The sequence below is a fragment of the Actinomadura vinacea genome (assembly GCF_039532545.1).
In the GTDB taxonomy this organism is placed as follows: Bacteria; Actinomycetota; Actinomycetes; order Streptosporangiales; family Streptosporangiaceae; genus Spirillospora; species Spirillospora vinacea.
The window spans coordinates 74,911-94,304 of the sequence record NZ_BAAARW010000019.1; the positions used below are offsets into that span (position 1 = coordinate 74,911).

27 protein-coding genes are annotated in these 19,394 nt (G+C 68.0%); 18 read left to right on the forward strand and 9 right to left on the reverse strand.

Translation table 11 applies throughout. From position 1 onward, the window contains the following. Positions 1 to 68 precede the first annotated feature (68 nt). Positions 69 to 1,541: an amino acid permease gene (locus ABD340_RS24030; RefSeq protein WP_344591772.1), complete on the forward strand. Its 1,473-nt coding sequence runs from the start codon at positions 69 to 71 to the stop codon at positions 1,539 to 1,541. Here ABD340_RS24030 and ABD340_RS24035 read toward each other — a convergent pair. From ABD340_RS24035 to ABD340_RS24045, 3 genes are read right to left on the reverse strand one after another with little or no spacing between them, the layout of a single operon-like run. Beyond that, complete coding sequence (locus ABD340_RS24035) at positions 1,538 to 2,665, reverse strand: zinc-dependent alcohol dehydrogenase family protein (RefSeq protein WP_344591773.1); 1,128 nt, start codon at positions 2,663 to 2,665, stop codon at positions 1,538 to 1,540. The two genes, ABD340_RS24030 and ABD340_RS24035, sit on opposite strands and share 4 nt — an antisense overlap. After that, the gene (locus tag ABD340_RS24040) at positions 2,662 to 3,078 is read right to left on the reverse strand and encodes an acyl-CoA thioesterase (protein ID WP_344591775.1); all 417 of its coding nucleotides are present in this window, start codon (positions 3,076 to 3,078) and stop codon (positions 2,662 to 2,664) included. Before ABD340_RS24040 ends, ABD340_RS24035 begins: the two co-directional genes overlap by 4 nt. A gap of 30 nt (positions 3,079 to 3,108) precedes the next feature. Continuing rightward, on the reverse strand, positions 3,109 to 3,267 hold the full coding sequence (locus tag ABD340_RS24045; protein ID WP_344591776.1) for a hypothetical protein: 159 nt from the start codon (positions 3,265 to 3,267) through the stop codon (positions 3,109 to 3,111). A gap of 165 nt (positions 3,268 to 3,432) precedes the next feature. Between ABD340_RS24045 and ABD340_RS24050 the strand changes: the two genes are divergently transcribed. Beyond that, positions 3,433 to 4,026, forward strand: a complete 594-nt coding sequence (locus ABD340_RS24050) for a hypothetical protein (protein ID WP_344591777.1) — start codon at positions 3,433 to 3,435, stop codon at positions 4,024 to 4,026. 52 nt (positions 4,027 to 4,078) lie between these two features. Here the strand turns inward: ABD340_RS24050 and ABD340_RS24055 are convergent, their stop codons facing one another. Then, positions 4,079 to 4,531, reverse strand: a complete 453-nt coding sequence (locus ABD340_RS24055) for an ATP-binding protein (RefSeq protein WP_344591778.1) — start codon at positions 4,529 to 4,531, stop codon at positions 4,079 to 4,081. A gap of 99 nt (positions 4,532 to 4,630) precedes the next feature. Between ABD340_RS24055 and ABD340_RS24060 the strand changes: the two genes are divergently transcribed. Together ABD340_RS24060 and ABD340_RS24065 are read left to right on the forward strand one after the other, a co-directional pair. Next, positions 4,631 to 5,440, forward strand: coding sequence for a helix-turn-helix domain-containing protein (locus tag ABD340_RS24060; protein ID WP_344591779.1), 810 nt, complete (start codon positions 4,631 to 4,633; stop codon positions 5,438 to 5,440). After that, positions 5,437 to 5,628, forward strand: a complete 192-nt coding sequence (locus tag ABD340_RS24065; protein ID WP_344591780.1) for a DUF397 domain-containing protein — start codon at positions 5,437 to 5,439, stop codon at positions 5,626 to 5,628. Before ABD340_RS24060 ends, ABD340_RS24065 begins: the two co-directional genes overlap by 4 nt. Before the next feature lie 101 nt (positions 5,629 to 5,729). Here ABD340_RS24065 and ABD340_RS24070 read toward each other — a convergent pair whose 3' ends face one another. Next, positions 5,730 to 6,980 (reverse strand): alpha/beta hydrolase family protein, encoded by a 1,251-nt coding sequence (locus tag ABD340_RS24070; protein WP_344591782.1) that lies wholly within the window; start codon positions 6,978 to 6,980, stop codon positions 5,730 to 5,732. A gap of 163 nt (positions 6,981 to 7,143) precedes the next feature. Beyond that, positions 7,144 to 7,761, reverse strand: coding sequence for a TetR/AcrR family transcriptional regulator (locus ABD340_RS24075; protein ID WP_344591784.1), 618 nt, complete (start codon positions 7,759 to 7,761; stop codon positions 7,144 to 7,146). An 81-nt stretch (positions 7,762 to 7,842) separates the two neighbouring features. Here ABD340_RS24075 and ABD340_RS24080 point away from each other — a divergent pair, with 81 nt between their 5' ends. The 5 genes from ABD340_RS24080 (at position 7,843) to ABD340_RS24100 (ending at position 11,247) form a co-directional block, all read left to right on the forward strand. Next, positions 7,843 to 8,757 carry an alpha/beta hydrolase gene (locus ABD340_RS24080; protein WP_344591786.1) on the forward strand — a complete coding sequence of 305 codons (915 nt, stop codon included), beginning with the start codon at positions 7,843 to 7,845 and terminating at the stop codon, positions 8,755 to 8,757. Between the two features lie 20 nt (positions 8,758 to 8,777). After that, complete coding sequence (locus ABD340_RS24085) at positions 8,778 to 9,044, forward strand: hypothetical protein (RefSeq protein WP_344591787.1); 267 nt, start codon at positions 8,778 to 8,780, stop codon at positions 9,042 to 9,044. 505 nt (positions 9,045 to 9,549) lie between these two features. Further along, positions 9,550 to 9,867: a hypothetical protein gene (locus ABD340_RS24090; protein WP_344591788.1), complete on the forward strand. Its 318-nt coding sequence runs from the start codon at positions 9,550 to 9,552 to the stop codon at positions 9,865 to 9,867. 86 nt (positions 9,868 to 9,953) lie between these two features. Beyond that, positions 9,954 to 10,700, forward strand: coding sequence for an FkbM family methyltransferase (locus ABD340_RS24095; protein ID WP_344591789.1), 747 nt, complete (start codon positions 9,954 to 9,956; stop codon positions 10,698 to 10,700). 40 nt (positions 10,701 to 10,740) lie between these two features. Next, positions 10,741 to 11,247 carry a pyridoxamine 5'-phosphate oxidase family protein gene (locus ABD340_RS24100; RefSeq protein WP_344591790.1) on the forward strand — a complete coding sequence of 169 codons (507 nt, stop codon included), beginning with the start codon at positions 10,741 to 10,743 and terminating at the stop codon, positions 11,245 to 11,247. On the opposite strand, the gene ABD340_RS24105 is transcribed toward ABD340_RS24100, so the two are convergent. The 3 genes from ABD340_RS24105 to ABD340_RS24115 all read right to left on the reverse strand — a co-directional run bounded on the left by ABD340_RS24105 (position 11,237) and on the right by ABD340_RS24115 (position 12,580). Continuing rightward, positions 11,237 to 12,136 carry a phosphotransferase enzyme family protein gene (locus ABD340_RS24105; protein WP_344591792.1) on the reverse strand — a complete coding sequence of 300 codons (900 nt, stop codon included), beginning with the start codon at positions 12,134 to 12,136 and terminating at the stop codon, positions 11,237 to 11,239. The genes ABD340_RS24100 and ABD340_RS24105 overlap by 11 nt on opposite strands. 6 nt (positions 12,137 to 12,142) lie before the next feature. Beyond that, the gene (locus ABD340_RS24110; RefSeq protein ID WP_344591793.1) at positions 12,143 to 12,331 is read right to left on the reverse strand and encodes a hypothetical protein; all 189 of its coding nucleotides are present in this window, start codon (positions 12,329 to 12,331) and stop codon (positions 12,143 to 12,145) included. 105 nt (positions 12,332 to 12,436) lie between these two features. Then, positions 12,437 to 12,580 (reverse strand): hypothetical protein, encoded by a 144-nt coding sequence (locus ABD340_RS24115; protein ID WP_344591794.1) that lies wholly within the window; start codon positions 12,578 to 12,580, stop codon positions 12,437 to 12,439. A 12-nt stretch (positions 12,581 to 12,592) separates the two neighbouring features. On the opposite strand from ABD340_RS24115, the gene ABD340_RS24120 reads away from it, so the two are divergent. From ABD340_RS24120 to ABD340_RS24160, 9 genes are all read left to right on the forward strand, one after another. Further along, positions 12,593 to 12,871 carry a dihydrofolate reductase family protein gene (locus ABD340_RS24120; RefSeq protein WP_344591796.1) on the forward strand — a complete coding sequence of 93 codons (279 nt, stop codon included), beginning with the start codon at positions 12,593 to 12,595 and terminating at the stop codon, positions 12,869 to 12,871. A 196-nt stretch (positions 12,872 to 13,067) separates the two neighbouring features. Continuing rightward, positions 13,068 to 13,463, forward strand: coding sequence for a DUF6069 family protein (locus ABD340_RS24125; protein WP_344591797.1), 396 nt, complete (start codon positions 13,068 to 13,070; stop codon positions 13,461 to 13,463). A 19-nt stretch (positions 13,464 to 13,482) separates the two neighbouring features. After that, the gene (locus tag ABD340_RS24130; protein WP_344591798.1) at positions 13,483 to 13,839 is read left to right on the forward strand and encodes a YciI family protein; all 357 of its coding nucleotides are present in this window, start codon (positions 13,483 to 13,485) and stop codon (positions 13,837 to 13,839) included. Positions 13,840 to 13,845: 6 nt separating this feature from the next. Next, complete coding sequence (locus ABD340_RS24135) at positions 13,846 to 15,537, forward strand: sigma-70 family RNA polymerase sigma factor (RefSeq protein WP_344591799.1); 1,692 nt, start codon at positions 13,846 to 13,848, stop codon at positions 15,535 to 15,537. Between the two features lie 228 nt (positions 15,538 to 15,765). Then, positions 15,766 to 17,343 carry an MFS transporter gene (locus ABD340_RS24140; protein ID WP_344591801.1) on the forward strand — a complete coding sequence of 526 codons (1,578 nt, stop codon included), beginning with the start codon at positions 15,766 to 15,768 and terminating at the stop codon, positions 17,341 to 17,343. 58 nt (positions 17,344 to 17,401) lie between these two features. Then, positions 17,402 to 17,548 carry a hypothetical protein gene (locus ABD340_RS24145; protein ID WP_344591803.1) on the forward strand — a complete coding sequence of 49 codons (147 nt, stop codon included), beginning with the start codon at positions 17,402 to 17,404 and terminating at the stop codon, positions 17,546 to 17,548. Between the two features lie 50 nt (positions 17,549 to 17,598). Beyond that, a complete protein-coding gene (locus tag ABD340_RS24150) occupies positions 17,599 to 18,006 on the forward strand; it encodes a nitroreductase/quinone reductase family protein (RefSeq protein ID WP_344591805.1) in 408 nt (135 codons plus the stop codon). A 203-nt stretch (positions 18,007 to 18,209) separates the two neighbouring features. Further along, positions 18,210 to 18,581, forward strand: a complete 372-nt coding sequence (locus ABD340_RS24155; protein ID WP_344591807.1) for a PH domain-containing protein — start codon at positions 18,210 to 18,212, stop codon at positions 18,579 to 18,581. 386 nt (positions 18,582 to 18,967) lie between these two features. Further along, entirely contained in the window at positions 18,968 to 19,387 is a 420-nt protein-coding gene (locus ABD340_RS24160) for a hypothetical protein (protein WP_344591808.1), read from the forward strand. Positions 19,388 to 19,394: the final 7 nt, after the last annotated feature.

Consider the following 19,394-nt stretch of genomic DNA (forward strand, 5'->3'; position numbering starts at 1 on the left):
CCGTCCCGGCCGTCCCGACCGGGGAAGGAGAAGTGGGTAGGTCGGGGGTCTCCGGAGGAGGTACCGCCATGGCCGCCAAGACACTGCAGGGGCTGAACCGCCTACTGCACGGACTGATCCGCCGCAAGCCCATCGACCGCATCGAGGACGACACCGGCGAACCCACCGGGCTGAGCCGGACGCTAGGCCTCTGGCAGCTCACCGCGATCGGCATCGGCGGCATCATCGGCGCCGGGATCTTCTCGCTGGCCGGCGCGGTCGCCAACGAGAAGGCCGGACCCGCCGTGCTCATCTCGTTCCTGGTGGCGGGCATCGCCAGCGCCGCCGCCGCGCTGTCGTACGCCGAGTTCGCCGGGCTCATCCCCAGGGCCGGATCGGCCTACACCTACGGGTACGTCGTCCTCGGCGAGTTCGCGGCCTGGTTCATCGGCTGGGACCTGCTGCTGGAGTACACCGCCATCGTCGCCGTCGTCGCCATCGGCATCTCCGGGTATTTCAACGACCTGCTCGGCTTCATGGACGTCGAACTGCCGCTGTGGATGGTCGGCGCGCCCGGCACCGAACCCGAGGGCGTCGCGTCCGGCAGCTACAAGGTCAACCTGTTCGCCGCGCTGCTGTGCCTGCTCATCGCCTACGTCCTCAACCTGGGCATGAAGAGCGCGGCCCGGTTCGAGACGGCGCTGGTCTACCTCAAGGTCGGCATCGTGCTGCTGGTGATCGTGGTGGGCGTCTTCAAGATCAACACCGCCAACTACTCGCCGTTCTTCCCGTTCGGGTGGGGCGGCGCGTTCACCGGCGCGGCCACGGTGTTCTTCGCCGTCTTCGGCTACGACGCGATGTCGACGGCGGCCGAGGAGTCCCACGACGCCCGCCGGCACATGCCCAAGGCGATCGTCTACTCGCTGGTCGTCTCGATGGTCCTGTACGTGCTGGCCTGCCTGGTGCTGACCGGCATGGTCGACTACCGCGACATCAACCCGAACGCCGCGTTCTCCTCGGCGTTCGACTCGGTCGGCATGCAGACCGTCGGTCTGATCATCGCGGTGGGCGCCATCCTCGGCATCCTGACCGTCCTGTTCACGTTCATGATGGGCGCGGCCCGGGTGTGGTTCTCGATGAGCCGGGACGGGCTGCTGCCCGGCTGGTTCGCCAAGACCCACCCCACCCGCAAGGTCCCCACCCGGATCACCTGGATCCTCGGCGCCGGCTCGGCGCTGATCGCCGGATTCCTGCCGATCGGCGAGGCCGCCGAACTCACCAACATCGGCATCCTGCTGGCGTTCATCGTGGTCTGCATCGCGGTGATCGTGCTCCGCTACCGCCGGCCCGACCTGCCCCGGGAGTTCCGCACCCCGTTGATGCCGGTGGTGCCGGCCGTGGGCGTGGTCTTCTCGATCTGGCTGATCACGTTCCTGGAGACGCAGACCTGGCTGCGGTTCGCCATCTGGTTCGCGATCGGCCTGGTGATCTACTTCTTCTACAGCCGCCGCCACTCCCTGCTCGCCACCGCCCCGCCGGAGCGGGACGAGCCCCCGCACTAAGGGACGATGATCTGCCGGACGGCCTCGCCGGCGTGCAGCCGGTCGAAACCCGCGTTGACCTCGTCCAGCGTGAGCCGGTGCGACAGCAGCGCGTCCACCGGCAGGGCCCCGGAACGGTACATGCCGATGAAGCGCGGCACGTCCCGCCGGGGCACGCTGGACCCCAGGTAGCTGCCGCGCAGCGTGCGCTCCTCGGCGACCAGGCTGAGCGCCGGCAACGACACCGGCTTCCCGGGCTCAGGGAGCCCGACGGTCACCGTCGTGCCCCCGGGCCGGGTCGCCGCGTACGCCTGCTCCAGCACCGGCACCACACCGGTGCTGTCGATCACCTTCTCCGCGCCGCCGCCGGTGAGCTCGCGCACCTGCTCCACCGCGTCCTCGCCGCCGGTGACCGCGTGCGTGGCGCCCAAGCCCAGCGCGAGCTCCAGCTTGGACGGCACCACGTCCACCGCGACCACCGTCCCGGCCCCCGCGGCCTTGGCGGCCAGCAACGCCGCCAAGCCCACACCGCCGAGCCCGAACACCGCGACGCTGTCGCCCGCCTGGACGCCCGCGCTGTAGAACGCGGCCCCGGCCCCCGTCAGCACCGCGCAACCGAACAGCGCCGCGATCTCGTACGGGAGGTCCCGATCGACCTTCACCGCCGACCGCGACGACACGACCGTGTACTCGGAGAACGCCGACACGCCCAGGTGATGGAACGGGCGGGTGCCGTCCTCGGCGGTGAACCGCATCCCGCCGCCCAGCAGCGTCCCCGCGCCGTTGGCCCGCGCCCCCGGCCCGCACAGCGCGGGCCGCCCGCCGACGCACCGTTCGCAGCTCCCGCACGCCGGGACGAACGCCAGCACCACATGGTCACCGGGCTCGAACTCGGCGTCCTCCCCGGCCGCCACGACCTCCCCGGCCGCCTCATGCCCCAGCGCCATCGGCAACGGCCGCGGCCGCGACCCGTTGATCACCGACAGGTCCGAGTGGCACAACCCCGCCGCCCCCACCTTGACCAGCAACTCCCCCGGGCCAGGCGGGTCCAGCCGCAGCGTGGCGATCTCGATCGGCGCGGACTCCGCGTACGGCAAGCCCCGCCCCGACTCCACCAGCACCGCCGCCCGTGTACTCGTACTCACAAGGCCCTCAGCAGTTTCTGCATCTCTTCGCGGATCTGCTCGGGGACGGCGATCGGGCGGCGGGTCTCGCGTTCGACGAAGACGTGCACGAAGTATCCCTCGGCGATCAGTGTGCCGTCCGAACGGTACAGCCCGATCTCCCAGCGGACGCTGGAGCGTCCCAGCTTGCCGATCCGCAGGCCCAGCGCGAGCGTGTCAGGGAAGGACACCTCCGCCTTGTACGAGCAGTGCGACTCCACGCACAGGCCGATCGCCTCCGCGGCGCGCGGATCGAAGCCCGCCGCGGTAATCATCCACTCGTTGATGGCGGTGTCCATCAGCGAGTAGTGCACGACGTTGTTCACATGCCCGTAGAGATCGTTGTCCTTCCACCGCGTGGGGACGGTCACCCAGTGCGAGTAGTCGTCGTTCACGGCCACCAGCATAGGAACCGCAACGCGAGATCAGTGGTGCTTGCGCCCACCGCCCCGGAACCGGGCGAGCAGCCCGCGCACCTTCGCCTGCGTGCGCGGATCGCGTGCCATCCGCTCGGCGCGGGCGCGCGCCTGCCGGCCCTGCGGGCCGTTCAGGAAACGCTTGAGCCGGTTGACCATTGAAGCCATCTCTACTCCTCCGCCAGAAGTGTCGGGCGCGCGGGGCGGATCCAGCGGCCTCATCTGGACAACGAATCCACCTCCCCGAAGGTTGCAGGCGTCCTGTCCCAACCAGCGGCCGCCGATCTACGTCTGAACGATCAATGGGATTCACCAAATCTCGGAAGGAGCGGGATGAAAATCCCCTACGGCCTGGGCAGCGCCGGGATCCTGCTGATCGTCGCCCCGGTGCTGGTCTGGCTCAACCCGTTCCGCTGGATCGTCCTCGGAGACCTGCGCTGGGCGCTGCCGTTCGTCGTGGCATGCGGTCTGGGCGTCCTCGGGTTCGCGGGCATCCGGGCGGCGCTGACGGTGGACGGGTGGCGGCGCTGGACGGTGGCGGCCCTCGCCATCTGCACGGGCCTGGCGGCCCTGCCGTCCGTCGGGCTCGGCCTGTTCATCCTGATGTTCCGCGACGTCGACCAGCGGGTGGCGGCGGTGTCGCCCGACGGCCGGTTCCGGATCGTCGTGCACGATACGGCGAACGTGATTGACCCGGTGGAAGGCGTGTACCTGCAGACCACCGAAGGACCGTTCAGCCGGCGCGCCTATTTCGGCTGCTTCAACCTGGACGCCGGGACACCGATCCAATGGGTGAAGTTCAGCGGCCCGAACACGGTCACCGTCCAGGCCGAGAAGCAATGGACTTTGCGGTTCGATCCGGATGACATGCGCGCCGTGGACACCCTCCCGGACGACATGTGCGCCAAGGGCCTCTACACAGATTGACCTGTTCCCCGGGGGCCCGCTGTGTCGACCACGCCCCCCGTTCCCAACAACATCATCTGGCTCTGAGACGCGTCCACACCCATTTGCCGAGCGGCTCCGTCCGCCATACTCCGCACTCGTCCGAGAGCGCCTGGACGATCGGCAGCCCCCACCCGCCCGTGCCGTCGTCGTGCCCGTCGTCCAGGGCCCGCGCATCCGGCTCGATGTCGTCCAGGGTCAGTTCCTTCACTGGTGAGACCACCGGCATCGCGTCGGACGAGTCCCACACCGCCAGCAGCACGGCAGCCTCCTCGCGCGCGAACTGAACGCGGATCTCCCGCTCCGGCGTGCACGCCACCGCGTTCGCGACCAATTCCCCGGCGATCAGAACCGCGTCATCGACCAGCCGCCCCAGCCCCCACGCCGCGAGCCGATATTCGATCAACGACCGAACCTGCCCCGGCGCCGTCCAGGCGGCAAGACAGCACATGTCCAATTCGCCACTAATTTCGACTTTGCCGCTCATGTCCCTCATCCCTTTCTTCTCTTCCGTGGGACAAGATTGACCCCGCCGACGTAAATTGGCTATGCGAGATAAGCAAGCTCAACACGGGGAGGAAAAGGGATGCGTACCCGGCCCAACTTCGATCCGGACGGCAACCTGTGGGACCTCATAGCTGTTGAGCTGCGGAGACAGCGTCAGGAGCGCGGCCTGTCGCATGCTGCCGTGGGTGAGATCATCGACCGCGATCGATCACTGGTCGCGCATGTTGAATCCGGCTTCACGCGTCTTCAGACCGCACACGCGATCAAGCTCGACCGGGCATGGAACCTGAGCGGGCTCTTCCAGCGGCTAATCAAGATCGCCAAGGCGAGACACGACGGCGAATGGTTCAAGACCCACCTGGAACACGAAGCTCAGGCGACGTATCACAAGATCTACGAACTCGGCTGGGTGCCCGGCCTCTTTCAAACCGAGCGCTACGCCCGTGCCATGTTCGAAGCGGCTGGGATAGAGAACGTAAAGGACGCGGTCCAGGCTCGTGTGAGTCGTCAGGCGTGCCTGCAGAAGCGATCTCGGCCCAGAGTATGGGCGATACTCGACGAGGGTGTCCTGGATCAACCAGTCGGTGGGCCTGAAGTCATGCAGGAACAACTCGCCCACCTGGTCGAATTGGCCCAACTACCCAACATCACCATACGAGTTGCACCAAGATCTGTGGGAGCTCATCCGGGTCGAGATGGCTCCTTCAAGATCATGTCGGTGGACGGTGCTGACGTGGTCTACACCGTTGCCCCAGGGGGAGGTCGACTCATCCAGGATGCAGGAGAGATATCTTCGTTTAGAGTGTGGTTTGATCTCATTGGAGACATCGCTCTCCCCAGGGACGCAGCCTTGCGATTGCTGAAAGCGGCTATGGAGCGGTACTCATGATCACATGGCGTAAGGCCAGCCACAGCGGGAGCACCACGGCCCAGTCCGACTGTGTTGAGTTGGCGCAGGTCGATGGAGCCGTCGCCATCCGTGACAGCAAGGCGCCCGATGCCGGACACCTGATCCTCGCAGCGGACGCTTTTGCCAGGCTCGTTATTCGCGTCAAGCAGGACGACGCGATCGTGTGACCTGCTCAGCAGGGCAGCGGCCGTGTGTACTTCAAGTGGCGCCGGAGGGGAAACGTTGTCACTTGCGTAAGTCCTGGACCGCCAGCGGCCGGACTCGTCCGCTAAGGGACGAAGCGGACGTCCGGATGTTGGGGTGAGGGCCGGTCGAGGAGACGTCCGGGCCGGTTCCGCAGGTGCCGGTCGAAGAACGCGGTGACGTAGGCCCGCTGCGAGGTCATGACCCGTTCCGGGTCCACGGTGCCGATGAAGTTCCTGCGCGCCTCCACCGGGATGTCGAGCCGCTCGTCGAGGACGGGCAGTATGGCTTGCAGGTCGGTGAAGGTGTAGTGGCTGCCCGCCGGGACGTTCAAGTCGCGCTTCCAGCCGGTCGAGCGCTCCCAGAACGAACTCCAGGACGGGGAGGTCAGATGGGTCTGCGGAGACCCGCCGGTGGCCGCGCCCATCAGCATGAACGGCCGTGACAGGCCCTGCTTGGCGACTGGGACGAAGTCGTTCTCGGCGTACTGCATGGTGCCGTCCATGTCGATGCCCGCGTCCACCCGCCCGTCCACTCGCATCGCCTCGGCGGCCTGGATCCCCCCGGCGGAGTGCCCGAACATACCGATCCGCGACAGGTCGAGCGTCCGGCCGAGGCCGCGGGGCAGCGGCCGCGCTCCGGCGTCGGGGTTGGTGCCGGCGTGCAGCGCGGCCAGCCGGTCCAGGACGAAGCGGGTGTCCTGGACGCGGGTGGCCAGGGCGGTCCTCAGACGTTCGGGGCTCTGCGGGGGAAGCCGCTGCGGTTCGACGCGCCCGCCGGGGAACTCCACCGGGGCCGTCTCGAAGGTGTGGTCCATCGTCACCACGACGTAGCCGCGGCTGACCAGTTCCTCGGCGAGCGTGGTGCCCAGCACGCGGGGCACGCCGAAGCCGGGGGAGTACAGCACGACCGGCCGGGCGGCGCCGCGCGCGTCGGCGGGCACGGCCTCAGCGGCGTGCGTGCGGGCGCCCGTCCAGTCGACCTGGCCCGGCTTGAAAATTCCGAGGGCGCCCTGCCGGTCAAGGGTCGCGGCGACCCCGGGACGCAGGTACGGGGCCGGGCGGGCGCGCCGGTCGGCCGGGTACCACACGCTGACCATGAGCTCCCGGGTCCGGCCCGCCACCCAGGGGTCGGTCCGGCTCCGGTCGACCAGGTGCAGCTCGGTGGTGCCGACGGCCTGTCGCCCGGTCGGCGGGGGCAGCGTGAACCGGGCGGGCCCGGCCGTGGCGGCCGAGCGTGCGGCGGGGACGGCCCTGGCGGAGTCGCAGGCCGCCACCATTGCCATCAGGCAGGACGCCCCGGCGGCCAGGGCGATGGTGCGCGTCATGGTTCGCATAGGCCCACCCTGGCGGCCCGGCCCCGCGCGCGATCATGCCCGAACGGCACCCGCCGCCCCCGACTTTCGGCAGGGGTGGATCATGGGAGCGGTACCTCGTCCACCAGGTCGGCCAGGACTCATCGGTGCGGCGGCAGGTGATGGGGGCCGGGCCCGCGTTCGCTCAGGCGTCGAGTCCGGCGATCACGATCTTCATCCCGGCGCGGAACTCACTTTGCGGATCGCTGCCGCCCGCGGCCTGTGAGATCTCGACCAGGTGCGGAAACCGATCCTCGGATAGTCCGGCCACCCGCGCGGTGACCGTCTCCGCGCCCTCCGGTGGCCCGTCGAGCTCGGCCTGCGCCAGACCGATGATGAAGCCCTGCACCACCCGGAAGGCCACCAGCAGGTCGGTACCTGAGCGGCCGCTGGAGGCAAGGGCCGTCAGCAGGGCTTCGGCGGGCCGGAGTATCCCGGTGTCGAGACTGCGCCGGGTCAGGATCAAAGGGATGGTGCCCGGATGGGCGCGCACCGCCCGCCACATCGCCTCAGCGATGGCCTCGACCTGCGCCCGCCAGTCGGCCGAGGGGGCATCGACCCAGTGCACCTGGGTCATCACGGCCTCGGTGACCAGGCCCTCAAGCCCATCGCGGCCGTCAACGTAGTTGTAGATCGTCATCGGGCCGGTGCCCAGCTTGCCGGCGAGGCTCCGCATGGTGAGAGCCTCCAGCCCTGCCTCGTCCACCAGGTCGAGCGCGGCGGCCTGCAACTGCTCTCGGGTGAACTTCCGGGGTGCGGGCACGCGACTCCTCCTTGATTACGTACTAGGTACGTGATTAACTCTCACTCGAACACGTACACCGTACTTGAATGGAGCGGGCGGATGGCGACGCGTACGTCCTTTGTCTCAGACGGTGACCAGGTCGCCGCCTGGCTGACGGTTCCCGAACGGGCCGGATCCCACCCGATCGTCGTGCTCGTGCACGGCGGCGGGGCAACGCACGAGATGATGCTCGACCAGTACGAAAGGTGGTTCTCCGGCGCGGGCCTGGCGGTGCTGGCGTTCGACTTCCGGCACCTGGGAGAGTCCGGTGGGCAGCCCCGTCAGCTCGTAAGTCCGCGCCGGTACGCACGCGACATCGACGCCGCACTGGCCTTCGTGAAGTCACGACCCGAACTCGACGCCGACCGGACGGCGCTGTGGGGAACCTCCTTCGGCGCAAGCCATGTGGTCGCCGCGGCCGCACGCCATCCGGAATTGGCAGCCGCGGTCGTGCAGTGTCCCGTGCTCAACGGCCGCGCCATCGCCACCCGCGCCGGGCTGCGACACCTGGCCCGGTTCACCCTGCCGATCGCCGCGGACCTGGTGCGCGCGGCGTCCGGTCGGCCGCGCCGGTACGTTCCGCTGGTCGGCCGTCCCGGAGAGCTGGCCTTCGTCAACCAGCCGGGCGCACTGGAGGGATGGAGCTCGGTCTGTCCTCCGGGCTATGAGTTCGACAACCGGGTCGCTGCCGCCGCCGGGCTGGAGATGCTGTTCTACAACGCCTCCGCCCACGCGTCCCGGGTCCGCTGCCCGCTGCTGGTGTGCCAGAGCGACCGGGAGAACCTCATCGACCCCCAGATCGCGGTCAAGGTCGCCACCTCCGCACCGCGCGGCGTACTCAAGCACTACGACGCCGACCACTTCACCGTCTACCACCCGCCCATGGTCGAGCGGCTCGTCGCCGACCAGATCGAGTTCCTCACCACCCACCTCGGCGGCGCGGAGCCGGCTGTGAGGCCGGTCGAGCCTGCATGAGGACGAATCCAGGTGCTGCGTTGACCACGGGCAGCAGCACGTGGGCGCAGGGCCTCGACGTCATTGTGGAGGGCGCCGCCGTCCGAGTGACCGACCGTCATACGCTTCAGCGGTTGCCTGACGCGTACGAGGACAAGTACGGCAGTGAATGGCATTTCGATGTCGGCGACGGCGTTTTCGTTTCGGGCGGGAATGCGGCTGCGGTGTTCCGGATCGAACCGGCCAAGGTGCTCGCGTTCGCCAAACAACCGCACGCCCAGACCAGGTACCGGTTCACCACACGGTGATCCTTGGAGGATGCGTCAGCTCTTGAACCGGGTGTTCCATCTGCGCCGACCCGACTTGCTCAGGCGTGCGGGGGCCTGGGTTTGAGAGCGAAGAACGCATCCACTCGGCGTTCGTGGGAGTCGCGGCAGCCTGTTGTGCTTCCATGTCCACCGTGCCGCAACCCTTGTACGTCCCCCCAGGAATGGCCGAGGTCCCGCAGGACGACGAACACGTCATCCGGGTGATGGGAGCACGCGACGACGCGTCGCGGCCCGGATCATCGACCTCCTGGCCACCTCCTCGCGTCGTTCAGACGGTGGGCGATTCCCAGAAACGCGCAAAGCATCCCTTTGCTGAGCGACTTCTGGAGGCATAGGAAGGACAAGCGGTTCGGACAGTGCGTCCACGACCAGAAGGCCGGAACGGTCGTCATCCTGGCCCAGGCCCCGGACGACGCCACGGCGCCGGAGTGGGAGCGGCGCGAACGCAATCCCCGGTTCCGCCCTGGGTATCCTCGGGACGGCCGTGCTGGTCACCCCGCTCGCACTGGGAGCCAGGGCAGCCGCCGGCCCGGCGTTCGAGGTCGACACCTTCTACGACAGCCACGTCCTGAAGTTCCCCGACCGGGCCGCCGCCGCGACCGTCCGGCAACGCCTGAAGTACACCGACCTGCGCTTCACCAACGTCCCAGATGACTCGCTCACCGGTGATGTCGGTGACGAGGACCGCTACGTCGTCGTGACCGCCGCGGTCTCACCACCGCAGCAGGACGCGTCCGCCAAGGCAAGAAACGCATTCGCCCTGATGCACGCTCCCGTCCTCAACACCATCGGCTGGCTCTGAGAGCACCATCGGGATTCGAGTGCCTTTCGAGACGTCGGCGACACCCTGGAGGGCGACTGCCCGTCCTGCATGAGAGTGGTGAGCGTATGGGTGACGTGAGCCTGGTGTCCCTCGATGACGAGTTCCGTTTCTACACGCCGACCGACCCGGCGGGGGACTATCTCGAACTCAAGTGGATTTTCCGCGAGGTGTTCGAGGAGGACATGTATCGCGCGATGTTCGCCGAGGTTCCCCCCGATGGCGTCGTGCTCGACGTCGGGGCGAACGTGGGCCTGTTCACGCTGTTGCTGAAGCGGGAACGGCCGAACGCGGTGGTGCACGCGTTCGAGCCGGCGCCCGATTGCGTCGAGGCGCTGCGCCGGAACGTCGACCTGCAGGGGCTGTCGGACGTCACCGTCCATCCGGTCGGAATCGGTGCTGAGGGCCGTTCGTCGGTCCCGTTCACCTACTACCCGCGGGCCTCGGGCAATTCCACGCGCTATCCCGAGCAGAAGAAGAACTACGGACACGGCCTCCTGAAGGAGTCCAGCACGATCGAGGTCGAGGTCCAGACCCTGTCGGCGGTCCTCGCCCGCTGCCCCGAGCTCGCCCGCATCGACCTGCTCAAGATCGATGTGGAGGGCGCCGAGGAAGACGTCCTCCTCGGCCTCGCCGAAGCGGATTGGAAGAAGGTGAACGCACTCGTCATCGAGGTCGAGGACCTCGACGGACGGCTCGGCCGGATCGAGAGTCTGCTGGCCGCCCAGGGGTTCAGCACGACACGGGAATACGTACCGATGGTGCCGAAAGAGCACCGGCTCTTCATCGTCCGCGCCACCCGTCCGCCCGCATGAGCATGAATCCGTAGGGTACCGACCGTCAGGGAGGTACCTCATGGGCGGCGTCCAACCCGAACTCGACGGCAGGTTCAGTGATCCCACGGCCGGGCCGACGCCCTGGGCCGACACGGTTCAGGTGCTGGAAGAGGCCGAGTCGTACTGGCTCACAACGGTGCGTGCGGATGGCCGTCCGCATGTGACTCCGCTGATCGGGGTGCTGCAGGACGACGTCATGCACTTCTGCACCGGGCTTGGCGAGCAGAAGGCGCACAACCTCGAAAAACATCGGCAAGTGGCGTTGACCACGGGCAGCAGTGCGTGGGCGCAGGGCCTTGACGTCATTGTGGAGGGAGCCGCCGTCCGGGTGACCGACAGTCGTACGCTTCAGCGGTTGGCTGATTCGTACGAGGACAAGTACGGCAGCGAATGGCATTTCGATGTCGGCGACGGCGTTTTCGTTTCGGGCGGGAATGCGGCTGCGGTGTTCCGGATAGAACCGGCCAAGGTGCTCGCGTTCGCCAAACAACCGCACGCCCAGACCAGGTACCGGTTCACGGTTTGAGAGCGAAGAACGCCTCCACGCGGCGTTCGTGGTAGTCGCGATCGTCCTCGTCGTGGACGGCGCCGCGTTGCCGGGCCAGCTCGAAGTAGGCGGCCTCGCGGCGCAGGCGGTGGCGGATCAACTGGGTCACCGTCACGTCGTCCATGGGGCCCGCGGTTCCTCCGGCACGGTGGTAGGAGTCGACGAACTCCCGGCGTTGCCGCGTGGCGTCGCCGTCTTCGTCCGACCATTCCAGCGCGGCCGACGCCACTTCGACCTCGGGCGCTCCGACGACGGCCTCGTCCCAGTCGAGTACGGCCACCAGGCGGCCGTCGCGGGCGAGGGTATTGCCCGCGTAGAAGTCGCCGTGCAATGGGTGGCGGCGCCGGTTCCGGCAATGGAAGCCGGCGAGCCACTGGTCGAGGTCCGGGTCTGCCAGCTTGGGCGCGTCGTGCGGCGGCCGCCCGTACAGGCCGGTCTCCAGGAAGGAGGCGACCGGGCGTGGCGGCGGTGTGTACGAGGACAGCGCGCGATGCAACCGTGCCAGCAGGCGCGCCGCCTCCTCGCGCATGTGCGGCAACTCGGCGTCGGGCCATTCGCCGCTGACGTACCGCCACAGGGAGAGGACCCGTTCCTCCGCGAGGACGCAGGTCGTCCCGTCGCGGGTACGTAGTGGCGCCACCGCCTCGGGCATGGCCGAGGCGGCGTGCGCGGCGATCGCGTGGCACCACTCCGTCTCCGCCTGGCCCCGCCATGTGGTGCCCACGCGCACCACCAGGTCACCGATCCGGTACGCGGCCGATTCCTCGCCGCCATAGAGACGTACTGCAGTGCCATCGAGCGCCTTCCCCCAGGCTTCTCGCGCAGCATGCAGCATCGGGCCGGTCAGAGAGGTTTCGGAGAAGGGCATGTGTGATCAATCGTCCGTGGCGGTGATGCTCCACTTGCCGACATCGTTGTAGTCCGAGTCGTAGATGGGGGAGCCGTCGCCGGGTTTCATGTCGTAGTGGTGAAGGTTCCCGCCCCAGTAGCGCAGGATGCGGCCGAGTTCCTTGTCGGCCTTTCCGTCGAAGCCCGTCAGGTCCACCTCTAGAACGAATTTCATCCAGTCCTCCTTGCTTCAATCATCTCATTGAACTCCCTTTTGAGGCTTTCGGAGGAAAGTAGACGGTTCTCGCAGGGGGTCGGTTTTGAAGTCTCAAAAGCGAGGTCAGGGGACGATGCGGTCGACGGTGGTGCTGACCAGGTCGGCGATCTCGTCCTCGGGGAAGACGTCGGGGAGCGTGAGGCGCTCGACGATCAGCCAGTTGAGCGCGAGGTAGAGCAGGACGACGGCGTCCCTGTCGCCCGGCATGCCGGACGACTCGTGGAAGTCGATGTTGGCCTTGAGGTCGACGACCCGGCGGGTTTCGTCCAGGAACTGAAGCGGCAGGACGGCCAGGACATCTGGCTGTGCGGCGGCGGCAACCTGGCCGCCCACCTCCTCGGAGAGATCGACGATCTGGTCCTCAAGCGGAACCCGATCGTGCTCGGCGACGGGATCCGCCTGTTCGACGGCCCGTTCGCGGCGCATCGCTTCGCCCTCACCGACGCGCGGCCCTTCCCCTCCGGAGTCACCGTCATGAGGTACGCGAAGAACCCATGAGCGGGGACCGGCGCGGAGCCCGCACGACCGCGGATCCGCTCTCGTGGTTCAGAGTCGGTCGCTGTGTGTTGGTTGCTGGTGGGTCGGTCCTGCTTTTCTGATTTTTTTCTGCGGGGGTGTCGAATGGCGTCGAGCCCGTTCGTAGCCAAGGTGAGAGGCCGGCAACGGGCCGGTCGCCACTCACCGGAGGCCCACGATGTCCACCATCACCTTCGCTCCCGCGAAGCCACTGATCACCGGCGGTGTGACCGCCGCGGCCGTCGCGGCCGCGGCGACCGCGGCCGTCGCCGCGGCGGGTGAGTTCGCCGGGATCAGCCTCGCTGTCGGCGGCGCGCCGATCCCGGTGTCCGGGTTCGCCGTGCTGACCGTCATCTTCTCCGTGGTGGGCCTGATGCTCGCCCTGGTACTGGCCCGCACGGCCGGCCGTCCGCGCACGGCGTTCGTCCGAACCACGGTCGTGCTCACCGCGTTGTCACTGGTACCGGATGTGCTCGCGGACGCGTCCGTGGCCACGAAGATGCTGCTGATGCTGACGCACGTGGTCGCCGCCGCGATCGTGATCCCGGCCATCGCCCGACGCCTGTCCGCCTGATCCTCCGAAGGAGTTCGCCATGAAGAAGTACCTGCTCGCCGTCCAGTTCGACGAAAGCGCGCCGTCGCCGTCCGAAGCGGAGACGCAGGAGCAGCAGGACCGGACGGCCAAGGTCACCGCCGAAATGCAGTCCGCCGGTTCGTGGGTGTTCGTCGGCGGCCTGCTGTCCTCGCCCGCCACCACGGTCGTCCGCCCCGGCAACGGCACGACCACGATGACCGACGGCCCGTTCGCCGAGACCAAGGAGCAGCTCGGCGGATTCTGGGTGATCCAGTGCGGCGACCTCGACCAGGCGCTGGCCTGGGCCGATAAATGCGCGCTGGCCTGCGGGGCCCCGATCGAGGTGCGCCCGTTCCAAGATGCGCAGTGGAAATGAGCACGAATGGATCTGGACAGCGTCTACCGGTCGGAGTACGGCCGGTGCGTGGCCACGCTGACGCGCCTCCTCGGTGACATCGGGCTCGCCGAGGAGGCCGTGCAGGACGCGTTCGCGGTGGCCGTCCACAAGTGGGACGAGACGCCGCCCAATCCCGGCGCGTGGATCGTGACCACCGCCCGCAACCGGGCGATCGACCGCCTGCGCAGGGAGTCCACCCGCGAGGCCCGCCACGCGCAGGCGCTGCTGCTGCACCAACCCGACGAGTCAGAGGAGGTGGGACCGGTGCGCGACGACCAGCTCCGCATGATCTTCACCTGCTGCCACCCGGCGCTGTCGCCGCTCGCGCAGACCGCGCTCACCCTGCGCCTGCTCGGCGGGCTGGAGGTGGCGGAGATCGCGCGGGCCTACCTGGTGCCGGAAGCGACCGTCTCCCAGCGGATCGTCCGCGCGAAGAAGAAGATCCGCGACGCCGGCATCCCCTACCGGGTGCCCGACGCCGCCGAACTCCCCGATCGGCTGACATCGGTGCTCACCGTGCTCTACCTGGTCTTCAACGAGGGATACACCTCGACTTCCGGGGAGCTGCTGCGGACGGACCTGTGCCTGGAGGCCGTCCGCCTGGCGAGGGCCCTCGCCGAGCTGATGCCCGACGAGCCGGAGGTGATCGGGCTGCTGGCGCTGCTCCTGCTCACCGAAGCCCGGCGGCCCGCGCGGGTGGGGCCTTCGGGTGAACTGGTGGTGCTCGCCGAGCAGGACCGGTCGCTGTGGAACCGGGAGCTGATCGCCGAGGGACATGAGCTGGTACGGCGGTGCCTGCGCCGTGATCAGCCGGGGCCGTACCAGTTGCAGGCCGCGATCAACGCCGTGCACACCGACGGGCCGGCGACCGACTGGGCGCAGGTGCTGGCGCTCTACGACCAGCTGCTGCAGCACACCCCGACCCCGATCGTGGCGCTCAACCGCGCGGTCGCCGTCGCCGAGGTGCACGGACCGGCGCCGGCGCTGGCCACCATCGATGAGCTGGACCTGCCGGGCTACCACCTGCTGCCCGCCACCCGCGCGGACCTGCTCACCCGCCTCGGCCGTACCGCCGATGCCGTCGCCGCCTACGACGAGGCGATCACCCTGGCCACGAACGACACTGAACGAACCTTCCTGGAGACGCGACGGGCGCGCCTTGGGCGCGAGGTCAGAGATGAGATGACAAGGAGCGTGCACGCCGTGGACCAGGAGAACGTGAGCGCCACCTTGACCGTCGCCGTGCCCGCCGCGAGGGTGTTCGCGGTGCTGGCTGATCCGACGACCCATTCCGCGATCGATGGCACCGGCTGGGTTCAGGAACCTGCCGACCGGGCGCCGCTGACCGAGGTGGGGCAGATCTTCCGGATGGACATGTATCACCCCAACCATCCAGACGGTGACTACCAGGTGGCCAACAAGGTCCAGGTGCTCGACCCGCCACGCGCCATCGGCTGGCTGACGGGGCAGGAGAAGGATGACGGCCACCTGGAGTTCGGCGGGATCTGGCGTTACGACCTTGCGCCGCTCGGTCCGTCCGAGACCGAGGTCACGCTCACCTACGACTGGTCGGCGGTGCCGCAGTCCATCCGGGAGTACCTCCAGTTCCCGCCGTTCGGCCCCGAGCATCTCACCAACTCGCTGCACCACCTGGCCGAGCTTGTCTCCGGTAGGTGATGTCGCCGACCAAGATGACCATCAGTCAACCTCGCAACAGCCCGTTAACGCCTGGGGGCCTGCGTCTCCACGTCTGGGCCTGGAACCGCGGACGGGGACGCCGCCCGGGCCCGACCAGCCGCCGTGCCGCAGTGGACCCGCCCTGGCGCTCCGGCGACCGATCGCGCCGCCACAACAACCGTTCGACAGCGCGTCACCACAGGTGCGCGCCTACGACAGGACCAGATCGTGACCACTGCGAACACGAGGCCCGGAGCCGGGCGGCGGGAATGGGTCGGGCTGGCCGTGCTCGGCTTGCCCACATTCCTCGTCACGATGGATTTCTCCGTGCTGTACCTGGGCGTTCCGCACCTGACCGCCGACCTCGCGCCGAGCGGCATCCAGCAGCTGTGGATCGTGGACATCTACGGCTTCCTGATCGCGGGCTTCCTGGTCACCATGGGCACCATCGGTGACCGGATCGGCCGGAAGAAACTGCTGCTCATCGGCGGCGCCGGGTTCGGCATCGCCTCGGTAGCCGCGGCGTTCTCCACAAGCCCGGAGATGCTCATCGCCGGCCGTGCGCTGCTCGGCGTCGCGGGTGCCGCGGTGATGCCGTCGGTGCTGGCCCTGGTCACCGGTATGTTCACCGACCAGAAGCAACGCAGCCGCGCCCTCGCCATCTATCTGACCTGCTTCATGGGCGGGACGACGCTCGGCCCGCTCGTCGGGGGCGTACTGCTCGAGTACTTCTGGTGGGGTTCGGTGTTCCTGGTGGCCGTGCCGGGGATCGTGCTGCTGCTGGTGTTCGGTCCCTCCCTGCTCCCCGACCAGCGTGCACCGCAGGCCGGCAAGCTCGACCCGGTCAGCGTCGTGCTGTCCCTCGCGGCGATCCTGCCGTTCGTCTACGGGCTCAAGGAGCTGGCCCGCAACGGCTGGGAGTGGTTCCCCGCCGTGGCGCTGGTGTTCGGCATCGCGGCAGGGGTGGTGTTCGTCCAGCGTCAGCGGCACCTGGAGCACCCGCTGCTCGACCTGCGCATGTTCGGCGACCGCACGTTCAGCTCCGCACTGACCTTGATGTTCGTGACCGCCGTGGTGGGCACCGGCACCCTCCTGCTCGTCACGTTGTACCTGCAGAACGTCACCGGCCTCACCCCGCTGGCGGCCGGCCTGCTCCTGGTGGTGCCCAACGTGCTGATGATCGTCGGCAATCTGTCCACCCCACCGCTGGCGAACCACATCCGTCCGGCGTACCTGATCGCGGGCGGACTGTTCGTTGCGGGTGCCGGCTACATGATCTTCACGCTGGCCGACTCGACGTCCGGCCCCATGATGATCTTCATTGCGATGTGTGTCGCCATGCTCGGCACCGCGCCGCTGGCCGCGCTCTGCAACCACCTCGCCATGGGGGCCGTGCCGCCGGACAAGGCCGGCTCCGGGGCGTCGATCGTGCAGACGACCGCAGAATTCGGGCTCGGGCTCGGCATCGCCACGCTCGCCACGCTCGGGACCGCGGTGTACCGGAGCAACGTGGAGGGCGCGCTCGGCCCGGTACCACCCGACGTGGCGGACGCCGCCCGGGAAAGTATCGACCGCGCGGTCGGCGCGGCCGGTCAACTGCCCGCAGAACAGAGCAGCGACCTGCTGGCCGCGGCCCGCGACGCGTTCACCTCCGGCGTGCAGGTGGTGGGCATCGTCAGCGCCATCTTCTACGTCGGCCTGGCCGTACTCGCCCTGCGGGCGTTCAGGCACGTGCGGAACTCCCACGGCGGCGATGACGACACCACGAACAAGGACCAGCGGACCGACCTGGTACCCGAGGCCTAGACCGGCACACACGGCAAAGCCCGCACAGGTAATATAGTTAAGTGCGTGTACAGTATGCTTGCTTAACGATTATGTCGAGGTCCGGGGCCGCATCGGCTCCGCCGAGATCCGAACGTTCCGCGACGTGCGGGCCGGGAACACCAAGGTCGCCTTCGTCATCGACGACCGCATCAATAGCGACGCCCAGCTCGGAGAGACGACATGAGCTTCGATACACCTGCCGGAACCCGCGGTGCCCGTCAGCCGGCCGGGAGGATGCTCCGCTTGCTGAACACGCTGGTCGCCAAGCGAATCCGCCGAAAGGGCAAGTTCGGGGGCTTCAACGCCCTGATCCTGACGACCGTCGGCCGCAAGAGCGGACTCGAACGCACGACTCCGGTCGGCTGGTGGCCCGGGGGCGACGGCAACTGGCTGATCGTGGCGTCGGCGGCCGGGGCGCCGGGGAATCCCGCCTGGTACCACAACCTCGCCGCCCACCCCGACAAGATCAAGATCGAAGTCGAGGGCCGCGAGGTGGCGGTGGTCGCCGAGCAGCTCCACGGGGCGGAACGCGCGCAGGCCTGGGAGCAGATCATCGCGGCCGCGCCCCGTTTCGCCCAGTACCAGCAGAAGACCGACCGGGAACTGCCGATCATTCGTCTGGTGCCCCGATCCGGCGGCTGAAACCGAGTCGGCGGAGGAGATGCCGGGCCGGCGCGACGGCCGCCAGCGCACACACCCGTCCAGTCGAACCGGGTGTAGGCGTGGGTGCCCAGCCAAGAGCCCCCGGCGAAGCGGACGTGGCCCGCGAAACCCGTTATCGCGGAACGGTGCGGACGCCGCGCGCGTCGTACGAAAATGCGCGGCACGACTCACGGGAGGCTCATATGGGGCGCGGCGGGGTTCCGCACGACAGGTCGGGGCAGCTCAAGCAGATCGAGAGCGGACTGCTCCCCGGCGAGCAGATCATCGCGGTGTACGACGCCGTGGGCGCCGGGACGGGGTTCATCGGGCTCACCGACCGGCGCGTGATCATCCAGGACAAGTCCTTTGTCGGCAAGAAGATCGCGATCACCAGCATCCCGTACTCGCGGATCAGCTCGGTGAGCGTGGTCAGCAACAAGTCGTTCGCGGGCTCGTTCTTCTCCTCCGGCGCGATCGCGATCCACGTCGGCACCCAGCTCTACGAGGTGGAGTTCCGCGGCGAGGACAAGACCCACCACGTGCACAACGTGATCATGCACCACATCTCCCTCTGACCCCGGTACCTGCCCGTCCTCGGAGGCGCTGCAGTCGGCCGGGGCGAAGAGGAGGGAGGCCAGGCCGCGATTATCACCTCCACCTACTGATGGAAGGACAAGCTCGAACACGACAAAGAATTCGTCATCATGATGCAGACGATCGACGAGCGTCTCGATGCTCTGGTGGACAGCATCAGGCCAATTACTTATACGACACCCCCAGAATGAGCCGCCCCGACCACGTCGAGCGACTTGGTCGACACCGAGGGCAGTCGCAAATCCGGGTCTGGCCGGTTATCCATTCGCGTTGTCTTACTGATCGCATATCGCTATAGTGCGGAGACTTCAAAGATCACCTCGCCCCATACCGGGCAATCCCCCTTCCTCCAGAGATTGGACTTTGCGTGAAAATCAAGGCGTTGCTGGCCCGCGTCCTTCCCGTGGCCGCTGTGGCCATGGCCTCGGTAACCCTGGGCTCCGGTACCGCATCGGCCGCCACTTGGGAGTACGGCCCGTGGAACGACGAGACCAAGGGGGCGAGGGCGTACTTCACGAAGAAGGGCGACCACCTCAAGATCTGCGACACCAAGTCCGATGGACGTTGGGCTATTGCGTGGGTGGAAGTAGGGGAAGGCAGTAACGCTCGCTACCGGTTCGACCTCCCGGACACCAAGAACAACGGGAAGTGCAGCTATTCCAAAGCTTCGATGGGGGGCGTGTACAACCTCCCCGAAAAGAAGTGGATCCAGGTGACCGTATGTCGGTCGGTCGGTAACGGGTGCGATAACGGTGCCCGGACCTACGAGATCTACAACAATCGCTGAGCCTGGA

Coding starts and splice junctions, on each gene's coding strand:
- ABD340_RS24150 (WP_344591805.1), top strand. CDS start 17,599: ATGCTCCGCTTGCTGAACACGCTGGTCGCCAAGCGAATCCGCCGAAAG.
- ABD340_RS24060 (WP_344591779.1), top strand. CDS start 4,631: ATGCGTACCCGGCCCAACTTCGATCCGGACGGCAACCTGTGGGACCTC.
- ABD340_RS24155 (WP_344591807.1), top strand. CDS start 18,210: ATGGGGCGCGGCGGGGTTCCGCACGACAGGTCGGGGCAGCTCAAGCAG.
- ABD340_RS24100 (WP_344591790.1), top strand. CDS start 10,741: ATGGGCGGCGTCCAACCCGAACTCGACGGCAGGTTCAGTGATCCCACG.
- ABD340_RS24135 (WP_344591799.1), top strand. CDS start 13,846: ATGGATCTGGACAGCGTCTACCGGTCGGAGTACGGCCGGTGCGTGGCC.
- ABD340_RS24110 (WP_344591793.1), bottom strand. CDS start 12,331: ATGAAATTCGTTCTAGAGGTGGACCTGACGGGCTTCGACGGAAAGGCC.
- ABD340_RS24070 (WP_344591782.1), bottom strand. CDS start 6,980: ATGCGAACCATGACGCGCACCATCGCCCTGGCCGCCGGGGCGTCCTGC.
- ABD340_RS24045 (WP_344591776.1), bottom strand. CDS start 3,267: ATGGCTTCAATGGTCAACCGGCTCAAGCGTTTCCTGAACGGCCCGCAG.
- ABD340_RS24130 (WP_344591798.1), top strand. CDS start 13,483: ATGAAGAAGTACCTGCTCGCCGTCCAGTTCGACGAAAGCGCGCCGTCG.
- ABD340_RS24080 (WP_344591786.1), top strand. CDS start 7,843: ATGGCGACGCGTACGTCCTTTGTCTCAGACGGTGACCAGGTCGCCGCC.
- ABD340_RS24125 (WP_344591797.1), top strand. CDS start 13,068: ATGTCCACCATCACCTTCGCTCCCGCGAAGCCACTGATCACCGGCGGT.
- ABD340_RS24030 (WP_344591772.1), top strand. CDS start 69: ATGGCCGCCAAGACACTGCAGGGGCTGAACCGCCTACTGCACGGACTG.
- ABD340_RS24050 (WP_344591777.1), top strand. CDS start 3,433: ATGAAAATCCCCTACGGCCTGGGCAGCGCCGGGATCCTGCTGATCGTC.
- ABD340_RS24065 (WP_344591780.1), top strand. CDS start 5,437: ATGATCACATGGCGTAAGGCCAGCCACAGCGGGAGCACCACGGCCCAG.
- ABD340_RS24095 (WP_344591789.1), top strand. CDS start 9,954: ATGGGTGACGTGAGCCTGGTGTCCCTCGATGACGAGTTCCGTTTCTAC.
- ABD340_RS24055 (WP_344591778.1), bottom strand. CDS start 4,531: ATGAGCGGCAAAGTCGAAATTAGTGGCGAATTGGACATGTGCTGTCTT.
- ABD340_RS24115 (WP_344591794.1), bottom strand. CDS start 12,580: ATGCCGGGCGACAGGGACGCCGTCGTCCTGCTCTACCTCGCGCTCAAC.
- ABD340_RS24105 (WP_344591792.1), bottom strand. CDS start 12,136: ATGCCCTTCTCCGAAACCTCTCTGACCGGCCCGATGCTGCATGCTGCG.